Origin of the sequence: Mechercharimyces sp. CAU 1602, assembly GCF_024753565.1 — a bacterium.
In the GTDB taxonomy this organism is placed as follows: Bacteria; Bacillota; Bacilli; order Thermoactinomycetales; family JANTPT01; genus Mechercharimyces.
In genome coordinates, this window is sequence record NZ_JANTPT010000001.1 from 788,352 (window position 1) to 807,794 (window position 19,443).

The window sequence follows — 19,443 nt, forward strand, 5'->3', positions numbered from 1 at the left end:
TATCCATGGTGAGAATAAAGACGCATACATCGCTCAGGAGGGATTAAGTATGGAATCGTTTGAACATATGCGTCGTGAACTGTCTTACTTACATGGCATGATGGACTCTGCAGATTCGAATCGACTGGAATATAAGGTGCTCACCCGTCTCATTGGAATATTAGATGATCATATTGATGAAGTTGAGCATATGAAAATGAGGCAAACGGAGTTGGAGGAGTACGTAGAGGCGGTTGATGAAGATTTGAATGACGTTGAAGTCCTTCTCTACGATGAGAATGAAGAGGACTTTTTGGAGATGGAGTGTCCAGAGTGCCATCAACCCGTCATTATTGATGAGATGATGTTAGCGGGTGAGGAATCTGTTCATATCGAGTGTCCGCAATGCGGGGAAGTGTTGCTGGTGACAGATGAAGATGAGGGGGAGTTCCTGAGGGAAAGTGAGTCAGAAGAGCCTTACCGCAGTGATGAATCGGTACCTCCAGCTTAAAAGAGGAGTAAAAAAGTTGGCATCCATGAAAGGTGCCAACTTTTTATTTTGCTTCGCACGAGGTTTCTCTCACAGCTTGGTTATATTGTGAACAAGCTGTTCATATGGATGAGTTAAACGATGGGACAGGAGGTGTATGTACCTGAAACCTGTGCTTGAAATTCTACCATTGACAGTTCGTAATATGGTGCAATCACTACCCAATTCCTTTATTCAACAACTAGAGGAGATTCGTATTCGGCAACAGCGTCCTTTGGAGATGATTTTTACCCATCGTGCCTGCTTTATTGATGATAAGGGCCGGTTGACTCAACAGGCAAAGGAAGCGTATCTGCCCTCTCAAACAGATTGTCACAAGATGCTTAATCTTGTAAGCAACCATTCCTTATATGCGATGGAAGAAGAGTTAAAACGAGGATATGTAACTATTCCTGGGGGTCATCGGATTGGGTTGGCGGGGAAAGTGGTGATGGAACATGGGGTGGTGCGCCACCTGCGGGATGTGACTGGCTTTAATGTTCGCATTGCACGCCAGGTTAAAGGAGTGGGTCAGTCTCTGATCTCCTCAGTCATTCATAAAGAACAGGTGGAAAACTTATTGATTATTTCTCCGCCCCAATGTGGTAAGACAACCTTATTACGTGATTTGGCACGTTTGACCAGCAATGGCCACCTGCATCGTCCTGCTTACAAGGTGGGGATTGTCGATGAGCGTTCAGAAATCGCTGGGTGTGTTTATGGTGTGCCTCAACACGATGTAGGTGTGCGCACGGATGTGTTGGACGGATGTTCTAAGGCAGAAGGCATGATGATGATGATTCGCTCCATGTCCCCTGATGTTTTAGTGGTAGATGAGATTGGCCGTACTGAGGATGGTGAAGCGATTCATGAAGCTATTTACGCTGGGGTGCGCTGCTTTACCACTGCTCATGGCTTTGATCTAAAAGACGCGTGTCGCCGACCCGTCCTCTCTTCCCTCATCCGCGAAGGGGTGTTTACCCGCTATGTAGTATTGAGCAGGAGGCAAGGTCCTGGAACAGTGGAAGGGGTATATGATCAAGAACGACGTCGCTTGATCTTGCCAGGTCAGCCAAACCAAGTAGCTGAAAGCTCATGATGAAATTATTTGGTGCTATCTTGATTCTAATATCCACTTCTATTTCAGGATGGATGTTTGCAAAACGGTTTGCAGAGCGACCAAAACAGATTCGTCAACTTTGTCAAGCGTTAGCCTTACTGGAAACGGACATCGTATATGGGTCCCGACCATTGAGCGAGGCATTTGCTCATATTGCACACCGGGAGCCAGCCGCGATCGGCTCTATCTTCCATCGCTGCGCTGTTCATTTACAAGAGTTAGATGGAGCCTCTACCTTTGAATGTTGGGAAAAAGCATTGAGTGAAGTATGGCCACGCTTAGATTTACAAGCGGCAGAGAAAGAGATCTTACTTGACTTCGGTAAAACATTGGGGATGTCAGACCGGGACGATCAATTGCAACATCTGCAGCTAACAGTAAGTAATCTACAAGTAGAAGAGAACCACGCACGCGAGGAACAGGGACAGTATGAGAAGATGTGGAAAAGCGTTGGGGTTCTAGGCGGAGCCCTCCTTATCATCTTGCTGTACTAATGTTTTGGGGGTGAGGCCAAGCCATGCCATATGATATAGACGCTATTTTTCAAATTGCGGGAATCGGAATCATCGTGGCGATGATTCATACAGTGCTAAAGCAGATGGGAAAAGAAGATTATGCACACTGGGTCACTCTAATCGGGTTTATTGTTGTACTGTTCATGGTTGCCTCCTATATCGAAGATTTGTTTCAAACCATTAAAAGTGTCTTTTTGTTTCGGTCATAAGAGGAGGCGATCTTCTTGGAAATTATCCAGGTTGTAGGGTTGGGATTGATCGCCACCTTTCTCATTTTGATTTTAAAAGAACAAAAGCCGGTGTTTGCTTTTTTGTTAGCTACGATTACTGGGGTTATGATCTTTATCAGTATAGCGGGGAAAATAACGGAGATTATTCATATTCTGAGTAATCTGGCGACACAAGCACGAGTAAATACGATGTTTCTTGAAACCATCCTCAAGATTATCGGCATTGCCTATATCGCCGAATTTGGTGCACAAGTGACACGTGATGCCGGACAAGGCTCGATTGCATCCAAAATAGAATTGGCAGGAAAGATTCTTATTATGGTGTTGGCGATCCCCATTATTACCACAATTATAGAAACGGTAGTGGAAATACTTCCCGCTTAGAGGATGATGCCGTATGAGCAGCAGAAAAACAATCACCTCTCTTTTTGGGGGATTGATCTTACTATTTATGTTGTGGCCAAGCATCAGCTGGGCCACAACAGAAGATCCTCCACCACCGGGAGGGCCTTCCATAGCAGATGAAGTGGTTCGTGAGCAGTTTCAACAGTTGCAGACAGAAGAGATAGAGGATTTTTGGAAGGAAATTCAATCAACGTATGATCGCTATTTGCCTGAGGAGAGTGCGCCAACGTTGTATGATCTGGTCGTTGCGCGTGGTGAGGGCGAATTTTCATGGAAAGAAGTGGGGAGGGGCTTTATTCGCTTCTTCTTTCATGAACTTCTCTACAATGGCAAATTAATTGGGACAATCGTGGTACTTACGGTGTTTAGCATGATATTGCAAACGTTACAAACAGCTTTTGAACGTAATCAGGTAAGTAATGTAGCTTATGCGATCGCATACATGGTGATTATTATCCTAGCTATTCAAAGTTTTTCAGTGGCAGTAGACTCTGCGAAGTCTGCCATCAGTCAGATGATTGACTTTATGGTGGCACTGGTTCCGTTAATTCTTACTCTCCTAGCTACAATGGGTAACGTAGGGACGGTAGCGCTGTTTCATCCGCTCATTGTGTTTATGATTCATGCTGTCGGAACGGTGATTTACACGGTCGTATTTCCGCTATTCTTCTTCGCTGCTATTCTGCATATTGTGAGCGGCTTATCTCAGAAGTATCAGGTGAACCAACTAGCTGGTTTTATGCAAAAGATTGGGATGAGCTTGCTCGGGGGCATGCTGACCATCTTTCTAGGGATTATCTCTGTACAGGGAGCAACAGCTGCCGTCGCTGATGGGGTTACGCTACGTACGGCTAAATATGTAACAGGGAACTTTGTTCCGGTGGTGGGAAGGGTGTTTTCTGATGCGGCAGATACAGTGTTGGGAGCTTCTTTGTTAGTGAAGAACGCCGTTGGCATTACGGGGGTGTTATTGCTCCTCTTCATCTGTGCTTTTCCGGCTATCAAAATCCTTTCGCTCGCTTTCATTTACAACTTCTCAGCTGCATTACTGCAGCCACTGGGTAACAGTCCGATCATAGGTGTACTCAATGTTATTGGGAAGACGCTCATATATATTTTTGCGGCTTTGGCTACGGTGGGATTGATGTTCTTTTTAGCGATCACCATCATGATCACAGCTGGCAATATCACCGTCATGATGCGGTAGGTGGTAACTTATGGTTGAATGGATTAGCGATTGGCTCAAACCGATCATACTACTCGTCCTGATGGCTAGCTTCATCGACTTGATTTTACCCAATCAATCCCTAGATCGTTATGTCAAGTTGGTTATGGGCTTGCTCATCATTCTCGCGATTCTTTCTCCTATCTTTCGTTTTCTCAGCGATGACCTTGATGTTTCGCGTTGGACTTGGAAAAGCGATGCTAGTGTTGAAATGGCGACAGATTCGATGGCATCACTACAAGAGATAAATACAAAATCGCAGACAGCTTCCCGCGAGCAGCAGACGTTGTTGCGCACGCAAGTGGATAAAACATTACAACAAGAGATTGCGCGCGATGTGGCGAAACGTTTCCCGGTCAAAGTGATGGAAGCGGAGTTAGAGATTGCATGGGGTGAAGAAGGGCAACCAGCGGAATTGGAAAGTGTCACTCTTTACCTGCTTCCGCTAACAGAGACAACACTGACCGACGAATCGGGTGCGGAAGAGAATAAAATTGAACCGATTCAGCCGGTAGAGGAGATCGCACCGATCGCTCCGATCACGGGAGAAAAACGATCGGAGACAGCAGCTGAACCGGTACTACAACAAGAATTATCAACGGACCAAAAAGCATTGATCAAGCAAATCGAAAATCACCTTGACCAAGAGTGGGGAATAAAACCAAAAGGGACGAATGTGGTTTTCGCTAGCAAGTGGTAGGGAGGAGGGAACAGGGTGCTCAAACGGCTGCTGGATCGAGTGGAAGATAAATGGGGGACGGGTCGAATTCAAGCGATTCGTTGGATCCTACTTGTTGGTTGTGTGGGGTTAGCTGTTATGATCGTAGCCGACTTCTTTCAAATGGAGACAGATGGATTGCCACCTCCTGCAGCGGAGGAGCCATCAGAAAAGAATGAATACGCAGCAATGGGCGGTAAGAGAAGTGCTAGCGACGATATGTCTATTCAAGAATATGAGGAAATGTATGAGGATGAAATGACAAAGTTGTTGGAGGGGATTGTTGGTGTAGAAGAAGTGTCGGTCATGATTAATCTGGATGCTTCGATGGAGACAGTGATTGAAAAAGATCGGCGCAAACAAGAACGAATTACGGATGAAACGGATCAGCGTGGCGGTTCACGAAAGATCCATGAGGAGACAGAGGATGAAAAGGTGGTGATTTACAAGAATGGGGAAACAGAGGCACCGCTGGTGATAAAGAAGGTGAAACCAAATGTTCGTGGGGTGTTGGTGGTAGCGCGTGGAGCGGAAAATCTGAAGGTAAAAGCAGCCATTATCGAAGCGATTGAACGATCGCTCGATGTACCGGCTCATCGAATTTCTGTAATGCCAAAAGGCTAGGAGGGAAAGATTATGTCTATGAATAAGCAAACGGTATGGTTGGTTACGATGCTCACGTTGATGGTGGTACTATCAGCTTATTATATTGTGACAGGACCTGTAGAACCTGCGGAACAAGGAAATAAAGAAGCGGCTGAAAAAGTGGATGCGGATGTGAAGACAAAGTCGGGTGTAGGAGAGCCGAGTGAGGAGGCTGTTAAGGAAGCAGGGGATTATTTTGTGGGCTATCAGATGGAAAGACAGGCGCTTCGCTCTAAACTCTCATCTGAATATATGGAAAAAATAACAGACCCTGCTGCCTCGGAAGAGCAAATTGATGAAGCGCAAGCGAAGCTAAATGAGTTGATGGAAGTAGATAATACCGAAACAGTGTTAGAAGAATTGATCCGGGAAGAGGGATATCAAGATGCAGTAGTGATCAATAATGATGCGCATGTAAATGTGATTGTGCAAAGTGATCAACTTAAATCAGCACAAGTTGTAAAACTCGTAACATTGACAAAAAAACAAATGGGTGTGGCTGCTAATCAGGTTTCTGTAACATACCGCCCTTAGTCTCTTATTTTTCGTATGAGACTGCTTAAATGAATACCATCAGCGAAACCCTCTGTTCTAATGAGGGTTTTTTCTGTGTGATTCGGTTAAGAATAGAAAGCAAAAGACGTGTGCGGGGTAGTCAATCAGAAGAAAAAAGATTATCATTAAATTGATTACAAAACTTTATTGATACCCTGAGAAACGTAAAAGCTCTCCCGTTGGAAAGGAGTGATTCTCATGCCACTTAGAATGCATGAGTTGCGCGAACTGATTAAACTAGTCGATGAATCACAGATTGAGGAATTTAAACTTGAAAATGAAGGTACTAAGATCAAGATTAAGAAGCCATCGTCACGATCAGAAATTCCTAAGTCCGTAGAGACAGCAACCCAGACGCAGGTACAAGAGGAACGTTCACTACCTCCAACTCAACAGGAGAATGCGGTACCTGTAATAGAGACTGAAAAGTCAACCACCGCCTCCTCTTCTCCTTCTGGGGAGGAAAAAGCACCGGCTAAGGTGGAAAGCGATGTTAATTTACATGAGATCACCTCTCCGATGGTGGGCACATTTTATCGTGCCCCTGCACCAGATCAAGCCCCTTATACCGAACAAGGGAGCAAGGTAGAGGAAACGTCAGTGGTCTGTATTATTGAAGCGATGAAGCTGATGAATGAAATTGAGGCTGAAGTACGGGGTGAAGTGGTTAACATCCTAGTTGAAAATGGACAACTTGTCGAATACGGACAACCACTATTTCAAGTAAAAACCACCTCGTAGGTGGGGGGGATATGAGGATGTTTCAAAAAATATTGATCGCCAATCGTGGTGAGATCGCTATTCGTGTCATTCGGGCTTGTCAGGAGTTAGGGATACAAACAGTGGCCGTTTACTCCCAGGCAGACGAAGATGCTCTTCATGTTCGTCTAGCCGATGAGGCGTACTGTATTGGTCCAGCACCTTCTAGAGAAAGTTACTTAAATATGACCAATTTGATGAGCATCGCTACGCTAACTGGGGTCGATGCTATTCACCCCGGATATGGATTTTTATCTGAAAACGCCGATTTTGCTGAGCTGTGCGCGGCATGTAATATCACTTTTATTGGTCCCGATCCGAAGGCAATGACCCAAATGGGGGATAAAACAACCGCACGCAAAACGATGGAATCCGCCGGCGTACCAGTCGTTCCTGGGACGGAGGGCATTATTTCGTCTACGGAGGAAGCGGCCCAACGTGCACGTACAATCGGATTTCCTGTTATCGTTAAGGCAACTGCTGGAGGTGGCGGGAAAGGGATGCGTGTTGTTCACAGTGAAGCGGAATTGATCCGTGCTGTACAGACAGCGCAACAAGAGGCGGAAGCCAACTTCGGCAATCCAGGGGTATATTTAGAAAAGTACTTAGTAGAACCACGGCATGTGGAAGTTCAGGTGATGGCTGATAAGCACGGTAACGTGATTCATCTAGGTGAAAGGGATTGTTCAATCCAACGGCGCTATCAAAAGTTAATTGAAGAAGCGCCCTCACCAGCCCTCCAACCTGAATTGCGGGAAAAGATGGGGCAAGCAGCAGTAGCTGCTGCCAAAGCAGTACAATACACAGGTGCGGGTACGATCGAATTCTTATTGGATCGTGATCATCATTTCTATTTTATGGAAATGAATACACGCATTCAAGTTGAGCATCCCGTGACGGAAATGGTTACAGGGGTGGATCTCGTACGAGAGCAAATTTGTGTTGCCGCAGGACTTCCGTTATCTGTAAAACAAGAAGAGATTAAACTGAATGGCTGGTCGATCGAGTGCCGTATCAATGCAGAAGATCCAGAACGTAAATTTATGCCTTCACCGGGGACGATTACCTTTTATCTTCCTCCAGGTGGTTTAGGCGTTCGTGTGGATAGTGCAGCATATCCTGGCTATCACATCCCGCCCTTTTACGACTCTATGATTGCTAAACTTATCGTTTGGGGGAAAGATCGTGATGAGGCGCTCGTCCGTATGAAGCGAGCTCTCGGGGAGTTTTCGATTGAGGGAGTAAAGACAACGATCCCATACCATTTAAAACTTTTGCGTCACCCTCGTTTTATTTCCGGTGATGTTCATATACAATTCTTAGAGAGCACCGTATTGTCAGAGGAGGAAGACGAATGACGGAAATGAAGGACTATCATAAAAGCACAAAATTAGGGAAGATCGAAATTGCACCCGAAGTGATTCAGACCATTGCAGCATTGGCGGCGATCGAAGTAAAAGGTGTCCTTGGATTAAGCGGTGGAGGAGTCGTCAAGGATATTACACAATGGTTGGGTCGTAAAAATGCTAAACAAGGTGTGCGCGTTCATATAGATGAGGGCCTTTCTTTAGAAGTTTCCCTAGTTATTGAATATGGCCACTTTATTCCTGATATTGGAAAATCGGTGCAAGAAAAAATTAAAAATGCGATTGAAATGATGACAGGTCTCCACGTGGAGACGGTACGAGTGAAGATTAACCATGTGCAATTTCCTAAACCGGAGAAAGAAGAAAGTAGCGAAACCAAAAAACCGAAATAAGATATAGGATCACCTATCATTCAGAAAGGGATGCGCCATGCGGATCGTTGATCGACTGCTCACCCTGTTACTTGGTCTGTTGATAGTAGGTGTATCTTTATTCGGAATCTGGATCAGCATGTTTGCTTCATTTGCCCATATAGATTTAGAGCTCTATGGAGATACGGGAAAGTGGTTGGTGCTGATTATCAGTGGAATGCTACTAGCTTTAAGCGTTCGTCTTTGTTTTGTTACTCTGCGTCGTCAGAAGCGACTCACAGGTGTGGAGATGTCCCTTTCCTCAGGGCATCTTCATATCTCATCTGCGACATTGGAAAGCCTGGCACTAAGTGCGGTAGAGCAGGTTGGAGGAGCTCGCGATTTGACAGCTAAAGTGTATGTTGAGGAGCACCAACCTACAATTGGTATTCTGTTGCGACTATCGGTTGATGGAAAGTCGTCTATTCCACATCTGGCAGAACAAATGCAACACCAAGTAAAAAGTCACGTGGAAGGGACCGCGGGTGTTGTGGTCGAGAGCATTGCAGTCTATGTCGAGAACACTGTTGAGAAAACCAAAAGCCGCATGCGAATAGGGTAAGGCGGTGGAAGATATGGGTAAGTGGTGGCAAGAGCTCTGGCAGGCATACCGCGGTCGCCTCATAGGTACAACCATGGGTTTGATCTGTGGATTTATCTACTTAGCTGTGGGTATATGGAAGACGCTTCTGTTTCTCTTGTTTGTCGGGATTGGGTATAGTTTGGGTAGACGCAAAGATCGTCATGAAGAATTAAGCGATGTTATTCATCGTATTATGCCGACAAAATGGGTGCGTAAGTGATATGATTGTTCGACGGGGGTGTATCGCTAGGACGAGTGATTTTACCCAAGGCGTAGCGATAGTAGCCCTCGTCCTGTTTTTTATTACAATCGGGTAAGGAAGTCCGGGAGGTTTATAATGAGTAAGAAGTCAAAACGAAGAGTGATGAGGGAGAAGGTAGTGCAAACGTTGTATCAACTATCATTTTCTCCGGAAAAAGAGGAAGCGGAAGAGGTGATCGCTGCGCAGATGAATCGCTTAAAAGAAGAGGATGAAGAGCATCGTTCCTTTTTTTTACGCTTGGTGCGGGGAGTAAAAGCGGAAGAGGTTCAGCTAGATGAAACGTTGGCTCGTTACTTGAAGAAGGGGTGGTCTCCAAACCGTCTAGCAAAAGTGGATCATCGGATTTTGCAATTAGCCATATATGAAATACAGTTTGAAGAGGAAATTCCACCCAAAGTAACAGTGGATGAAGCAGTGGAGTTGGCAAAAACATTTAGTACGGAAGAGTCGAGCCGCTTTATCAATGGTGTTTTAGGCAACCTTGTGCGCGAAGCGGTGCAGGAGTAGTTTTGTGCGTATCCACGATTGATAGCACCCTTTATACGGGTACATACGGGAGATGATGTTTGTGCGATGGACATGTCTCAGGGTTAGGTACAGCTTTCTATAAAAAGGCGAACGATTATCTTGCAAAGATAAAAAACGTTCGCTTTTTATCTTTACATCTGAGTGCTGAAAAGTTACACTTAATAGCAGTTAGATGAAGAGAGGAGCCTCTTATCATATGCCACAGACAGGGAATATCATCGATGGAAAAGGAATGGCGGCACAAATTCGAAGCGAACTGAAGGCTACTGTACAAACTCTTTCCCACCAGGGAACTATGCCCGGCCTAGCCGTGGTGTTAGTAGGAGAGGATCCAGCCTCCCAATTATACGTACGAGGAAAAATCCGTGCTTGTGAGGAGGTAGGTATCTACTCTGAGCAGATTTATCTCACAAGTGATGTTTTAGAAGAAGAGGTGCTAGCGGTCATAGATCGTCTTAATGATGATCAGAAGATTCATGGGATATTGGTACAATTGCCTCTGCCTGTCCAAATAGATCCAGATCGTATTATTGAACGGATTGATCCCGCTAAAGATGTAGACGGCTTCCATCCACAAAATATGGGACGGCTCGTGATTGGGCAACATGGTTTCCTACCTTGTACGCCTCATGGCATTATGGAAATGTTGAAACGAAGTGATATCTCCATTACTGGAAAACATGTGGTCGTTGTGGGAAGAAGTAATATCGTTGGAAAACCGATTTCCTTCTTGTTGCAACGAGAACATGCAACTGTGACGATGTGTCATTCGCGCACGCGGGAATTAGCGCACTATACAAAGCAGGCAGATATACTTATAGCCGCAGCTGGAAAGGCACATCTATTGGGTAGAGATCACATTTCGCCGAATACCGTTGTGATAGATGTCGGTATGAACCGTTTACAGGGAAGAAAAGTGGTTGGGGATGTTGATTTTGAAGCCGTTCGAGAGCTTGCTTCTCACATTACTCCTGTACCAGGAGGAGTGGGCCCCATGACGATCGCCATGTTGTTATATAATACTGTAGAAGCGGCAAAACAGAGATGTAAAGAGTAAAACATACGTATGTTAGTTTGATGAGTGACGATGAGAGGAGGGAACCAAAGATCGATATGCTAACGGAGGAACGTCAAACTTTTTCGGTTTCTGAGCTGATGCAATATATGCGTGATCATTTGGAGAAAGATGGCGTGCTCAGTCGGATATGGGTACAAGCTGAAATCTCTAATTTTCGGCACCATGAGCGCGGCCACATGTATTTTACACTTAAAGATCACACGACACAAATAAAGGCAGTCATGTTTCATGGCAATAATCGCCGTCTTCGTTTTCGTCCGAAAGATGGTGATCAGGTACTGGTGCGTGGGTATATATCGGTGTATGAACGAGGAGGTACGGTTCAGCTATATGTACAATATATGCAACCAGATGGAATTGGAGATTTATATTTAGCATTTCAACGTTTAAAAGAACAATTGCAAGCTGAAGGATTATTTGCTGATGAGCTAAAAAAACCCCTCCCCCATTTGCCGCGGCGGGTAGGGGTGGTTACAGCCGCAGGGGGGGCAGCTATCCGTGATATCGTGTCAACTATGCAGCGGCGTGCGCCCATGGTGCCTCTGTTGATCCGCTCGGTTCCTGTACAGGGTGAAGGGGCAGCTGAAGAGATTGCGACCGCGATCGATGAGTTGGGAACTCGTTCGGATCTGGATGTGTTAATCGTTGGTCGGGGGGGCGGATCTTTAGAAGAGTTATGGGCGTTTAATCGGGAGGAAGTGGCGCGTAGTATCGTCCGCTCTCCCCTGCCTATCGTTTCTGCTGTTGGGCATGAGTCAGATGTTACGATTGCTGACTTTGTAGCCGATGTGCGAGCGGCTACTCCCACGGCGGCAGCAGAACTGGTTGTTCCTTCGTTAACTGAAGTGCAAGAACAGCTGATCAGTCAGCAAAAACGCCTCTGGTATGCATTACAGCAGAGGATAAAGCAAGAAGGGAAACGGCAGGAATGGCTATCTAATCGCCTTTGGCAAACCAGTCCCACTGTGCGTTTAAAGCAGTGGGAGCAGAGGTTAGATATAGCGATGAGTTCATTGCACCGATCTATGGGTACGTATCTAGAACAAAAACAACGGGTGATGGATAGGCTTCACCTTCGTTTATATGCCCAACGAGCAGGAATAGATGGCACTGCGGCACGTGATGAACTTTCTCGTCTTCAACAGCGCCTTTCGCAAGCGATGATAGAAAATGTGAAAGTGCGTAGGGTAAACAGAAATCACCTTTTAAAGCGTTTAGATGATTTAAGCCCTCTTAAGGTGATGCAAAGAGGATATGCTCTTATAAGTGATGAAGAAGGAACTCCGCTACGTTCGGTAAATCAGGTGAAGCTGCAGGAGAAAGTGATTGTTCGGATGATAGATGGGACCATTATGGCATCGGTGATAGCGAAAGGGGAAGATAGCAGTGAGTAAACCAACGACTGATTTTGAAAGTTTGATGACGCGTCTGGAGCAAGTGGTGGAAGAGATGGAACGCGGAGAAATCTCATTAGAAGAGGCAGTCGAGCTGTTCGAAGAAGGGACAAGATTAGCAAAGAAGTGTGAAGAGAAATTGGTGCGAGTAGAGGAGAAAGTGGCAATTTTGATGAAGAAAGATCATGAATGGACCGAAACGCCATTCCAATTGGAGGGGGACGCAGAGTCATTGTGAACGATTTTAAATTATATTTAAAAGAAAAAGAAGAGGTTGTTCATCGCGCTTTAGAAGAGAGTGTGGCGCAGTGGTGTGATATTCCCGACTCTCTTAAAGAAGCGATGGCATATTCGCTGTTAGGTGGAGGGAAACGCCTTCGTCCGATACTCGTGTTGCTAGCATGCGAAGCTCTAGGGGGAGAAGAGAAAGAGGCATTGCCATTTGCGTGTGTGGTCGAGATGATACATACCTACTCCCTCATTCACGACGATTTACCTGCGATGGATGACGATGATGTGCGTCGTGGACGCCCTACCAATCACAAGGTATATGGAGAGTGGATGGCGATTTTGGCAGGGGATGCACTGTTGACAAAGGCATTTGGCCAGTTTGCATCGGCTAGTAGAGCATCGTCACTCGCTCCTGAGGTGGCGTTAGAGTTAATTGAAAAGATGTCCGTATCTGTGGGAGCAGAAGGGATGGTTGCAGGTCAAGTAAGAGACATACAGAGTGAAAATAAAGAGATTACGCTATCTGAATTGGAGACGATCCATCATCGTAAAACAGGTGATCTTATCTCCTTTTCTGTTTGTTTAGGAGCACAGTTAGCAGGAGCGAATAAATCCCAGCTGTACGCATTGAAAGAGTATGCTGTTCGCATCGGACTTGCATTTCAAATCCAAGACGATATACTTGATGTCATTGGAGATCAAGAGAAAATCGGCAAGCCGGTAGGTAGCGATGAAGCGAAACATAAGTCGACTGTTACTGGTTTGATGGGTCTGGAACAGGCACGCATCTGGATGGAACGATTAGCGCGGGAAGCGAAAACAGCACTACAAAATGAACCTTCTATTAAAGCGACGCCGCTGTTGCAATTGGTTGATTACCTGATGCAACGGGATCGTTAGAAAAAGACGAATGGTTGAGGTCTCGTAAGGACTTTCATTGTGATGCTATACGCCCTGTGATATAATCGAACCAATATGGGGTGGCGCAGTATTCTAGTCGGTCCCTATCTTCTGAAGGCGGGCCTAAAAATCCGCTAAAGGGCACATCGATGAAGTTCTTGGTGTTGGCTTTCGACGCCCAGTCGGGGGTTGATGCTGGGAGTTAAGGAAAAAGGGCGATCCACAAGGGCATGTGGGCGTTTGACCCGTTTTCCGTGGAGGCCCAAGTGCGTTAATACTCGTCACCGTACGGGGTTAATGGCTTGGGGGAAGAACCTGCTAATCAGGGCAAGAATTGCTCTTGTTGCAGCGTAGCCTGCCTTGCGTGGTGCAATGGGGAAGGGTGGCAAGTTGGCACCCAGAAAGTTGTACTGCAAAAGAGGCTAGGAAGATGTGAGGGCTGCCCGAGGAAAACTCCTAGACTGTTTGCTTCTATGATGGGCAAGGCTACTGAGGGATTGAAGTGCGGACTAAGTGGTAATCCAGTCTGGTGTGTGGTGACTGCACCAAGAAGAGTTATAAAGGGAAACCGCCTGATTGGCAACGATCGGGATACTTTTTTGGGAAATCCTACTGGACCTAAGCCGCAGGATTTACCTACGTAGTCGCCACCCCGTATTCGGCGTGCGAATATTCTGTAAAAATATTGTAGCACATTCATCTTCCCACAATAGGGAGAGGGAGAATGAGATAAATCCATGGGAGAAACGTTTCGACGGTCGATTGGTTGGGCTGTGGGGATTGCACTGGTCACTGCTTTGATTGCCATGGTGTTATCTATATTATCGACAAACATCCTGCAAAGCTTACCGTGGAACGGTGGCCTGTTGGTTGTTTTTGTGATTGTGATTATTGGTGTCGCTTTTGATATGCTGGGCTTAGCTGCAGCGGCGGCTAGAGAAATTCCTTTTCATTCGATGGCGTCGCGGAAAATTGCGGGTGCTAGACATGCGATCGGGGTAATTCGCAAAGCAGATAAGTTCGCTACGTTTTGTAATGACGTTGTAGGCGATATTAGTGGGATCATCAGTGGTGCTGCTGGTGCTGCAGTTGTAGTTGCGTTAGTAAATGATTATGATGGATTAAGTAGTCGCTGGTTTTTAGAAGTAGGGATGGTATCAGTCTTATCCGCCTTTACAGTAGGTGGAAAGGCATTGGGTAAAGCTTATTCCATTCGATATGCCAATGAAATTATCTTTCGAGTCGGCAAGTTTTTATATATACTAGAGAAGAAATTTCATATTCGCCTGTTTGATGTACAACCTAAAAAGAAGAAAAGAAAGCGAAAGCGAGGCGTTCTTCGTGAACCTCGAACAGATTGATTCACCCGAGAAATTAAAACAAATACCGGTGGAAGAACTTCCTCGGATAGCAGAAGAGATAAGGCAGTTTTTAATTGAGAGCTTGTCAGGTACTGGAGGGCATCTCGCCTCTAATTTAGGTGTAGTAGAACTTACGCTCGTACTACACTATTTATTTGATAGTCCCAAAGATAAATTTTTGTGGGATGTCGGTCACCAAGCTTATGTTCATAAGATCTTGACAGGACGTAAATCCATGTTTCCCACCCTGCGCAAGTATGAGGGGTTATGTGGCTTTCCTAAAATGAGGGAGAGTGAACATGATTGTTGGGAGACTGGTCATAGTTCTACCTCCCTGTCTGGTGCGATGGGGATGGCTGTGGCACGTGATATTAAAGGTGAGAATAATAAAGTTGTTGCAGTGATCGGAGACGGTGCCCTAACCGGTGGAATGGCATTGGAAGCATTAAACCATATCGGTACGGAACAGCGAGATCTGATGGTTATTCTTAATGACAATGAGATGTCTATTACGGATAACGTAGGTGCACTGCATAACTATTTAGGACGTTTACGTACGCATAAGCATTATCACAAGGTAAAAGAAGATATTGAGAACATGCTCTTGAAAATCCCTTCCGTGGGAGAGCCGTTAGCTAAAACCCTGGAGCGCATAAAAGATAGTCTGAAATATTTAGTTGTTTCTGGTGTTCTCTTTGAAAAGTTTGGTTTTACCTACTTGGGGCCTGTCGATGGACACAAAATTGGGGAATTGATGGAGTGTGTCCGTCAAGGAGCCAAAACAAAAGGGCCTGTCTTAATTCATGTGATCACCAAGAAAGGAAAAGGGTACGAGCCTGCTGAAAATGATGCGATCGCCTATCATGGTGTGGGTGCAGGTAAGTGGGAGACCGTAGCTGAAAAACAAATTGTGAAGAAGAGCCCGCCCAAATACGCAAAGGTATATGGGAATACTTTGATTCGTTTGGCGGAGCAAGATCCTAAGGTTGTTTCGATTACACCTGCTATGTTACAAGGATCAGGGCTCATCGAATTTGATCAGCGTTTTCCAGAGCGTTCTTTTGATGTGGGGATTGCAGAACAGCATGCAACCACCTATGCAGCCGGATTAGCAACACAGGGGTTGACTCCTTTTCTAGCGATATATTCGACTTTTTTGCAGCGCTCTTACGACCAGCTTATCCATGATATTGCACGGCAAAATTTAAATGTGGTTATTGCAGTAGACCGTGCAGGCTTTGTAGGTGAAGATGGCGAGACGCATCAAGGGGTATATGATATAGCCTTCATGCGTTGTATTCCTAACATGACCATCATGATGCCAAAAGACGAAAATGAATTTCAACACATGCTATACTCCGCCTCACGTTATAATGTGGGTCCGATAGCAGTTCGCTTTCCACGTGGTGCAGGTTTGGGTGTCCCGATGGATGAGCAGTTGCAAGATATTCCATTGGGTAAAGCAGAAGTCGTGCGTACAGGTACAGATGTTGCTCTATTAGCACTAGGTCCGATGGTTGACCGTGCCAATGCGGCAGCGGACTACTTGGCTCAGGAAGGGATATCTGCACAGGTCGTAAATGTCCGGTTTGTAAAACCACTGGACGAGGAGCTTCTTCAAGATCTTTACCAACGCCAGCTCCCGATCGTAACCATTGAAGAAGGATCGAGGATGGGTGGTTTGGGAAGTGCTGTGATGGAGCATTACGAGACAGAAGGGCAACATAATATGATGGTTAAAGTAATGGGTGTTCCAGATTATTATGTGGAACATGGTAGTGTAGAGGAACAACTGCAAGAAGTGGGATTGACCGCGGAAAAGATCGCTGATGCGGTGCGCGCTATTATGCCGAGCAAACGGCAGCGGGCGTAATATCCTCAGTTCATGTTTGTCGTACCAGTAAAGAGGGATCAATGTGGCCAAAGAAAGATTAGATGTTATTTTAGTCAATCAGGGATTGTTTGAAAGTCGCGAACAAGCTAAGCGGGCCATTATGGCAGGCATTGTTTTTGTGGAGCAAGAACGAGTAGATAAACCTGGAACGAAAATCTCTACAGATGCGACTGTAACCGTTACAGAGCGCTTACACCCTTATGTCAGCCGCGGTGGCTTAAAGTTAGAGGGGTCGATTAAGCGTTTCCAGTTGGATTTACAAGGGCGCATTGTTATTGATATCGGTGCATCGACAGGTGGATTTACCGATTGTGCGCTGCAAAATGGAGCCTTATCGGTTTATGCGATTGATGTAGGCTACGGTCAGTTGGCATGGAAACTGCGTCAACATCCACAGGTGATTGTGATGGAGCGAACGAACTTTCGTCATATGAAGCCAGAGGATCTACAAGGACCTACTCCGAACTTTGCTACGATTGACGTATCGTTCATCTCTTTATCACATATTCTTCCCCCGTTATACCGTATGTTGCAGGCGGATGGGGAAGTGGTGGCGTTAATCAAACCCCAGTTTGAGGCGGGAAGAGATGCTGTAGGCAAAAAAGGGATTGTTAGGGATCCGGCAACCCACCGGGATGTGCTGACCAAAGTTACACGGATGGCAATGGAGATTGGATATGACGTTTTGGGACTAGCTCCCTCCCCCATTCGAGGTGGGGAAGGAAATGTTGAATTTCTGGCATACTTAAAAAAGGGGTTAGCACCTACAGGTGAGGCCCCACTGTTGTCCCATTGGATTGAGCAGGTAATCTTAGAGGCCCACGAGGGAAAAGAGTAAGGACAGAGGATTTTTTCGTACGATCTGCGAATCAATAGGAAAAGGAGGGTTTCCATCATGTTACATTCAGGAGACTTGGTATTCCTTTTCCTGTTGATGATCGGTGTGATCTACTTTATGATTACGTATGTTTTCCGTTCCCCTTCCCCATACGGTACAGTGAAGGATGAGGAGATCACTGGTCCTGTTCCTAAGTGGCTAAATGAAGAAGGATACACCGTGATTGCGGAAAAGGAGCGTACGCCAGTTTGGATACAGATCGGCGATGACACCTTTGAAAGTCGATTGTATACTGATTATTTGGCTACACGCTCAAACCAACTTTATGTTGTAGTAGTTGCCAAGAGACGGAAGCCTCTTCGTTATACGGGGGCCGCCTTGCGGGATTATTTTTTACCTCATTATCTGGCATACAAACCAGCAGGAATTTTATATCTGGATATGGAAAAACAGCAGATCGAGGAAATTCGTTTCACTGTGGAGGTTGGTTATACTCCATCCCCACGGCGCACATGGGTCAAATACTTAGTTGCGATGGGAGTGGGGGCGTGTTTAGTCATCCTTTTGCAATAATTGAGGTGTAGATGGTGACAAAAAGGATCGGAATTATAGCGAACAAAGAGAAACCAAAAGCAGAGAGTGTAACCAAAGAACTGGTCTTATTGCTAGAAGAACGCGGAAGCGATGTGCTAGTTGATCCCATCATGGCTGAAAGAATTGATCGCCCTGAGCTTGGAATTGAACTGGAGCACTTCCCAAGCAGAGTGGATATGTTATTTGTATTAGGTGGGGATGGGACTTTACTGGGAATTGCTCGTCAATTTGCGGCGCATGACCTCCCATTGTTAGGATTTAACTTGGGACATTTGGGTTTTTTATCGGAAGCAGAACCTGAAGATCTCGCATGTGCGATTGATCGTGTGTTAGCGAAGGATTATATATTGGAAGAGCGGATGATGTTAGATGCTGAAGTGATCCGTGGCGGCATTCCTTTGGAAAAGAGCATCTCGCTTAATGAAGTGGGAATTGCGAACTCATTTAGTCGCATGATTACAACCAAAGTTTATATGGACAATGCTTATCTGGGAACGTATTCTGGCGATGGAATAATTGTATCCTCCCCGACAGGATCGACAGCCTACTCGCTGTCTTGTGGTGGGCCGATCGTGTGGCCTAGTGTACAAACGTTGCTGTTAACTCCAATCTGTCCTCATACATTGACGGCACGCCCAATGGTCTTACCTGCTGATGCCACCATTGAGATAGTAGTGAGTGCATCTCACGAGGACATCGGCTTAACTATCGACGGACAGTTGGGAATCCGTTTGCAGATCGATGATGTTATCCGTATTCGCCAATCATCTTACCGTACAACACTGGTGAAATGGAGAGAACGTTCATTCTTTGAAGTAGTGAGGAAAAAACTGCATGGAGAACTGCTGGAGGATATAAGATGAAAACGAAAACACAGAGACATATTCGCATCAGGGAGATTATTACATCTAAAAACATAGAAACACAGGAAGAGTTAGTAGAAGAACTACAGCAATCAGGCTACAATGTGACACAAGCGACTGTCTCTCGTGATATCAAGGAGTTACGCTTGGTTAAAGTAGCGACTGATTTTGGACGATATATGTATTCGTTACCAGCAGATAAACGCTTTAACCCAATGCAAAAGCTGAAACGCATGTTAAAGGAGTCGTTTGTTGGAGTGGAAACAAGCGAAAACTTGTTGGTGATGAAGACATTACCGGGTAATGCTAATGCGATCGGTGCGCTCATCGACAGCTTGGATTGGACGGAAATCATCGGCACTATCGCGGGTGATGATACCATTTTGATCATTTGTCGTGAGCGCGAACAGGTTCCTCATCTGGTTAGTCGCTTTATCGATATGTTGTAGGGGTGGTGTAC

Annotated in this window: 26 protein-coding genes; all 26 read left to right on the forward strand. The window is 45.6% G+C overall.

What is annotated here, in order from left to right; translation table 11 throughout:
- Window positions 1–49 precede the first annotated feature (49 nt).
- The gene (locus NXZ84_RS04160; protein WP_258839017.1) at window positions 50–490 is read left to right on the forward strand and encodes a CD1247 N-terminal domain-containing protein; all 441 of its coding nucleotides are present in this window, start codon (window positions 50–52) and stop codon (window positions 488–490) included.
- A 142-nt stretch (window positions 491–632) separates the two neighbouring features.
- Window positions 633–1,607 carry a stage III sporulation protein AA gene (gene spoIIIAA, locus NXZ84_RS04165; protein WP_396654026.1) on the forward strand — a complete coding sequence of 325 codons (975 nt, stop codon included), beginning with the start codon at window positions 633–635 and terminating at the stop codon, window positions 1,605–1,607.
- A complete protein-coding gene (spoIIIAB, locus tag NXZ84_RS04170) occupies window positions 1,604–2,122 on the forward strand; it encodes a stage III sporulation protein SpoIIIAB (RefSeq protein WP_258839019.1) in 519 nt (172 codons plus the stop codon). The genes spoIIIAA and spoIIIAB overlap by 4 nt, the downstream gene beginning before the upstream one ends.
- 23 nt (window positions 2,123–2,145) lie before the next feature.
- The gene (spoIIIAC, locus tag NXZ84_RS04175) at window positions 2,146–2,352 is read left to right on the forward strand and encodes a stage III sporulation protein AC (protein WP_258839020.1); all 207 of its coding nucleotides are present in this window, start codon (window positions 2,146–2,148) and stop codon (window positions 2,350–2,352) included.
- 15 nt (window positions 2,353–2,367) lie between these two features.
- Window positions 2,368–2,757 carry a stage III sporulation protein AD gene (gene spoIIIAD / locus NXZ84_RS04180; protein WP_258839021.1) on the forward strand — a complete coding sequence of 130 codons (390 nt, stop codon included), beginning with the start codon at window positions 2,368–2,370 and terminating at the stop codon, window positions 2,755–2,757.
- Between the two features lie 13 nt (window positions 2,758–2,770).
- Window positions 2,771–3,985 carry a stage III sporulation protein AE gene (gene spoIIIAE, locus NXZ84_RS04185; RefSeq protein WP_258839022.1) on the forward strand — a complete coding sequence of 405 codons (1,215 nt, stop codon included), beginning with the start codon at window positions 2,771–2,773 and terminating at the stop codon, window positions 3,983–3,985.
- Window positions 3,986–3,995: 10 nt separating this feature from the next.
- Window positions 3,996–4,703: a stage III sporulation protein AF gene (gene spoIIIAF, locus NXZ84_RS04190; protein WP_258839023.1), complete on the forward strand. Its 708-nt coding sequence runs from the start codon at window positions 3,996–3,998 to the stop codon at window positions 4,701–4,703.
- A 15-nt stretch (window positions 4,704–4,718) separates the two neighbouring features.
- A complete protein-coding gene (gene spoIIIAG / locus NXZ84_RS04195) occupies window positions 4,719–5,345 on the forward strand; it encodes a stage III sporulation protein AG (protein WP_258839024.1) in 627 nt (208 codons plus the stop codon).
- Between the two features lie 12 nt (window positions 5,346–5,357).
- Window positions 5,358–5,900, forward strand: coding sequence for a SpoIIIAH-like family protein (locus NXZ84_RS04200; protein WP_258839025.1), 543 nt, complete (start codon window positions 5,358–5,360; stop codon window positions 5,898–5,900).
- A gap of 219 nt (window positions 5,901–6,119) precedes the next feature.
- On the forward strand, window positions 6,120–6,662 hold the full coding sequence (gene accB / locus NXZ84_RS04205) for an acetyl-CoA carboxylase biotin carboxyl carrier protein (RefSeq protein ID WP_258839026.1): 543 nt from the start codon (window positions 6,120–6,122) through the stop codon (window positions 6,660–6,662).
- A gap of 17 nt (window positions 6,663–6,679) precedes the next feature.
- Complete coding sequence (accC, locus tag NXZ84_RS04210) at window positions 6,680–8,038, forward strand: acetyl-CoA carboxylase biotin carboxylase subunit (RefSeq protein ID WP_258839027.1); 1,359 nt, start codon at window positions 6,680–6,682, stop codon at window positions 8,036–8,038.
- The gene (locus NXZ84_RS04215; protein ID WP_258839028.1) at window positions 8,035–8,439 is read left to right on the forward strand and encodes an Asp23/Gls24 family envelope stress response protein; all 405 of its coding nucleotides are present in this window, start codon (window positions 8,035–8,037) and stop codon (window positions 8,437–8,439) included. Before accC ends, NXZ84_RS04215 begins: the two co-directional genes overlap by 4 nt.
- A 37-nt stretch (window positions 8,440–8,476) precedes the next feature.
- A complete protein-coding gene (gene amaP / locus NXZ84_RS04220) occupies window positions 8,477–9,019 on the forward strand; it encodes an alkaline shock response membrane anchor protein AmaP (protein WP_258839029.1) in 543 nt (180 codons plus the stop codon).
- A 13-nt stretch (window positions 9,020–9,032) separates the two neighbouring features.
- The gene (locus tag NXZ84_RS04225; protein ID WP_258839030.1) at window positions 9,033–9,260 is read left to right on the forward strand and encodes a DUF2273 domain-containing protein; all 228 of its coding nucleotides are present in this window, start codon (window positions 9,033–9,035) and stop codon (window positions 9,258–9,260) included.
- 117 nt (window positions 9,261–9,377) lie between these two features.
- Entirely contained in the window at window positions 9,378–9,809 is a 432-nt protein-coding gene (gene nusB, locus NXZ84_RS04230) for a transcription antitermination factor NusB (protein ID WP_258839031.1), read from the forward strand.
- 217 nt (window positions 9,810–10,026) lie between these two features.
- On the forward strand, window positions 10,027–10,887 hold the full coding sequence (gene folD / locus NXZ84_RS04235; RefSeq protein WP_258839032.1) for a bifunctional methylenetetrahydrofolate dehydrogenase/methenyltetrahydrofolate cyclohydrolase FolD: 861 nt from the start codon (window positions 10,027–10,029) through the stop codon (window positions 10,885–10,887).
- Between the two features lie 20 nt (window positions 10,888–10,907).
- Complete coding sequence (gene xseA / locus NXZ84_RS04240; RefSeq protein WP_258839033.1) at window positions 10,908–12,302, forward strand: exodeoxyribonuclease VII large subunit; 1,395 nt, start codon at window positions 10,908–10,910, stop codon at window positions 12,300–12,302.
- Window positions 12,295–12,540, forward strand: coding sequence for an exodeoxyribonuclease VII small subunit (locus NXZ84_RS04245; RefSeq protein ID WP_258839034.1), 246 nt, complete (start codon window positions 12,295–12,297; stop codon window positions 12,538–12,540). Before xseA ends, NXZ84_RS04245 begins: the two co-directional genes overlap by 8 nt.
- The gene (locus tag NXZ84_RS04250) at window positions 12,537–13,433 is read left to right on the forward strand and encodes a polyprenyl synthetase family protein (protein ID WP_258839035.1); all 897 of its coding nucleotides are present in this window, start codon (window positions 12,537–12,539) and stop codon (window positions 13,431–13,433) included. Before NXZ84_RS04245 ends, NXZ84_RS04250 begins: the two co-directional genes overlap by 4 nt.
- 473 nt (window positions 13,434–13,906) lie before the next feature.
- On the forward strand, window positions 13,907–14,077 hold the full coding sequence (locus tag NXZ84_RS04255) for a hypothetical protein (protein ID WP_258839036.1): 171 nt from the start codon (window positions 13,907–13,909) through the stop codon (window positions 14,075–14,077).
- A gap of 93 nt (window positions 14,078–14,170) precedes the next feature.
- Window positions 14,171–14,794 (forward strand): hypothetical protein, encoded by a 624-nt coding sequence (locus NXZ84_RS04260; protein WP_258839037.1) that lies wholly within the window; start codon window positions 14,171–14,173, stop codon window positions 14,792–14,794.
- Window positions 14,775–16,667: a 1-deoxy-D-xylulose-5-phosphate synthase gene (gene dxs / locus NXZ84_RS04265; protein WP_258839038.1), complete on the forward strand. Its 1,893-nt coding sequence runs from the start codon at window positions 14,775–14,777 to the stop codon at window positions 16,665–16,667. Before NXZ84_RS04260 ends, dxs begins: the two co-directional genes overlap by 20 nt.
- A 37-nt stretch (window positions 16,668–16,704) precedes the next feature.
- Window positions 16,705–17,526 carry a TlyA family RNA methyltransferase gene (locus tag NXZ84_RS04270; RefSeq protein ID WP_258840330.1) on the forward strand — a complete coding sequence of 274 codons (822 nt, stop codon included), beginning with the start codon at window positions 16,705–16,707 and terminating at the stop codon, window positions 17,524–17,526.
- A gap of 57 nt (window positions 17,527–17,583) precedes the next feature.
- Complete coding sequence (locus NXZ84_RS04275) at window positions 17,584–18,099, forward strand: hypothetical protein (protein WP_258839039.1); 516 nt, start codon at window positions 17,584–17,586, stop codon at window positions 18,097–18,099.
- 11 nt (window positions 18,100–18,110) lie between these two features.
- Window positions 18,111–18,983 (forward strand): NAD(+)/NADH kinase, encoded by an 873-nt coding sequence (locus tag NXZ84_RS04280; RefSeq protein ID WP_258839040.1) that lies wholly within the window; start codon window positions 18,111–18,113, stop codon window positions 18,981–18,983.
- Window positions 18,980–19,432 (forward strand): transcriptional regulator AhrC/ArgR, encoded by a 453-nt coding sequence (gene ahrC / locus NXZ84_RS04285; RefSeq protein WP_258839041.1) that lies wholly within the window; start codon window positions 18,980–18,982, stop codon window positions 19,430–19,432. The genes NXZ84_RS04280 and ahrC overlap by 4 nt, the downstream gene beginning before the upstream one ends.
- Window positions 19,433–19,443 lie beyond the last annotated feature (11 nt).